Raw genomic sequence first — 2,749 nt, forward strand, 5'->3', positions numbered from 1 at the left:
TGGCGGGGCGACCGGGGCAGCCGGCGGCGGGCCCAGCGGGATCACGACGCCGACCGAAGCCAGCACGTCGCCGAACCAGTTCTGCGACGGAGCGGCAACGCTCTGATCGTCGAAGTCAGCGCGGTAGGCCACTTCGGCACGCACGGCAACGCGCTTGTCGAAGGTGGTCTGCAGACCGACGCCGGCCTTGGCGGCAAAGTTGCCGTCCTTGCGCTGGCCCGGGGAGACCGGACCGCCGGTGTCGAACTCTTCTTCCGAGCGCTGGTAGCCCAGGCCGAACAGCAGGTACGGGTTCCAGCCGCGGCCTTCCTGGATGAAGTGGCGACGCAGGTCGAACGAGATGCCGTACTGGCTCCAGTTCAGGTCCTGGTTCTTGTCGAAGTTCGGGTTCTGATAGTTCAGCTCACCGTCCAGCGACCAGTTCGGGTTGATGAACTTGCCCAGGCCCAGGGTGACGAACGGCGCATCGTTGGTGGTGCGGTCCTTGTCCTGGAAGTTGAAACCAGCCGAACCGGTCAGGTACCAGCGGTCGTCGAATTCCTGTGCGGACGCTGCCTGGGCGACGGCCAGACCGCCCAGCAACGCGGCGGTGAGAATTTTCTTGTTCATTAATACAACTCCTTGTTTCGGGGAGATAGAAACCGGTAGAGGCATGGTTCAGTACAGATGTCTCGTCACATCCAGACGGCCGTTTCCGCACGCCATCGCCGCGCACATTATGCGCGGCATAGTGAAGATGGCGTTAACGAGCACGTAACATGTGAAAGTCAACGCCAGCCCCTCCTAGGCCGTGGATACACCCTATACAGGTTGATGAAATCCCGCAATGCGGCGCGGAGATGACCGTTTGCGGTCGTAGACAACGGCTCGCAGGGCGACCCAGGTCTCACCGCGGCCGCGCCCACGGCGGCGGGTCGGCCAACTCGGCCTGCATGAACTCGACGAAGGCCCGCACCCGCGGCGGCACCAGCCGGCGCTGCGGCATCACCGCGTGGATGCCGGTTTCGGTCAGCGGGTAGTCGGCCAGCACATGGCACAACCGCCCCTGCCGCAGGTCCTCGGCCACGTGCCATTCCGAATGCAGGGCGATGCCCTGCCCGTTGACCGCGGCATCGCGCAGCACCTCGCCGAAGTTGGTCTCCAGCGGCCCGGCCACGCGGACGGCGATTTCGCCGTCGGGTCCCTGCAGCCGCCAGGTGTCCTGGCGGCCGTCGCTGCCGGTCAGCAGCAGGCAGGCGTGCGCGGCCAGGTCGGCCGGCGTGGCCGGGGTGCCGTGGCGGCGCAGGTAGTCGGGCGAGGCGCAGAGCATGCGCCGATTGCCGGCCAGGCGCCGCGCGACCAGGCTGGAGTCGCGCAGGGTGCCGATGCGGATCGCCAGGTCGAAGCCTTCGCTGACCAGGTCGACGACGTTGTCGCTGAGGTGCACGCTCAGCCGCACCTGCGGATGCAGCGCCATGAAGCGCGGCAGCAGCGGCGACACATACAGGCGGCCGAACGCCGCCGACATCGTCACCCGCAGGGTGCCGGCGGCGCTGGCGCCGGCCTGGCGCAGGCCGCCGGCCAGCGATTCCAGGTCCTCGACCAGCGGCCGCCCCTGCTCGGCCAGTTGCAGGCCTTCCGGGGTCGGGTGCAGGCGCCGCGTGGTCCGGTGCAGCAGGCGCACGCCGAGCGCGCGCTCCAGCCGCTGCAGCCGCTGGCTGGCCACCGCCACCGACAGATCCAGGCTGCGCGCGGCGGCGCTGATCGAGCCGAGGTCGAGCACGCGCAGGAACAGGGCGATGTCGCCGATCCGGTCCATTGTGTGGATTCCATTGAAAGTCGTTCAATATTTTTACTGTTTTTGCTGAGAACCTGCAGGCCTAGGCTGCCGTCCTCCCGCCACTTCCGGAGCCGCCGCATGGCCGCCTCGCTCGCCCCGCCTCCCCATCCGCCCGCTGCCGGGCGCACGCCGCTCGCGCTGTTCGCGCTGACCGCTGGCGCCTTCGGCATCGGCACCACCGAGTTCGTGATCATGGGCCTGCTGCTGCAGGTCGCCGCCGACCTGCGGGTCAGCGTTCCCGCCGCCGGGCTGCTGATCTCCGGCTATGCGCTGGGCGTGTTCGTCGGCGCGCCGCTGCTGACCGTGGCCAGCCGGCGCTGGCCGCGCAAGCGCGTGCTGCTGGCGCTGATGCTGGTGTTCACCGCCGGCAACCTGGCCTGCGCGCTGGCGCCGAGCTACGCGGCGCTGATGGCGGCGCGGGTGGTGACCTCGCTGGCGCACGGCACCTTCTTCGGCGTCGGCGCGGTGGTCGCCACCACCCTGGTGCCGCCGCAGCGCAAGGCCTCGGCGATCTCGACCATGTTCACCGGCCTCACCGTCGCCACCCTGCTCGGGGTGCCGGCCGGTGCCTGGCTGGGCCTGCACTACGGCTGGCGCGCCACGTTCTGGGCGGTGGCGGGGATCGGCGCGCTGGCCACCGTGGTGATCGCCGCGCTGGTGCCGGCCGACCGCGCCGCACCGGCGGCCGTGCCGCTGCGCGAGGAACTGCGCGCTGTCGGCCGCGCGCCGGTGCTGCTGGGACTGGCGACGACGGTGCTGGGCTATGCCGGCGTGTTCGCCGTGTACACCTATGTGCAGCCGCTGCTGACCCAGGTCACTGGAGTTTCCGAGAGTGCGGTGTCGCCGCTGCTGCTGGTGTTCGGCGTGGGCATGATCGTCGGCAACGTGCTCGGCGGACGTCTGGCCGACCGCCGCCCGCGGCAGGCGCTG

3 protein-coding genes are annotated in these 2,749 nt (G+C 69.7%); 1 reads left to right on the forward strand and 2 read right to left on the reverse strand.

The window, feature by feature from the left end; translation table 11 throughout:
- Both D588_RS0119970 and D588_RS0119975 read right to left on the reverse strand, forming a co-directional pair.
- A partial coding sequence (locus D588_RS0119970; protein WP_017914120.1) for a porin family protein occupies positions 1 to 609 on the reverse strand: 609 nt, incomplete at its 3' end.
- A gap of 277 nt (positions 610 to 886) precedes the next feature.
- Positions 887 to 1,798 carry a LysR family transcriptional regulator gene (locus D588_RS0119975; protein ID WP_017917248.1) on the reverse strand — a complete coding sequence of 304 codons (912 nt, stop codon included), beginning with the start codon at positions 1,796 to 1,798 and terminating at the stop codon, positions 887 to 889.
- Between the two features lie 99 nt (positions 1,799 to 1,897).
- On the opposite strand from D588_RS0119975, the gene D588_RS0119980 reads away from it, so the two are divergent.
- The coding region (locus D588_RS0119980) for an MFS transporter (RefSeq protein ID WP_017917249.1) at positions 1,898 to 2,749 on the forward strand (852 nt) is incomplete at its 3' end.

The organism is Xanthomonas sp. SHU 308 (genome assembly GCF_000364645.1).
Taxonomy (GTDB): Bacteria; Pseudomonadota; Gammaproteobacteria; order Xanthomonadales; family Xanthomonadaceae; genus Xanthomonas_A; species Xanthomonas_A sontii.

Bases quoted from the DNA above. Each gene is read 5' to 3' on its own strand.
- D588_RS0119975 (WP_017917248.1), bottom strand. From the start codon at position 1,798: ATGGACCGGATCGGCGACATCGCCCTGTTCCTGCGCGTGCTCGACCTC.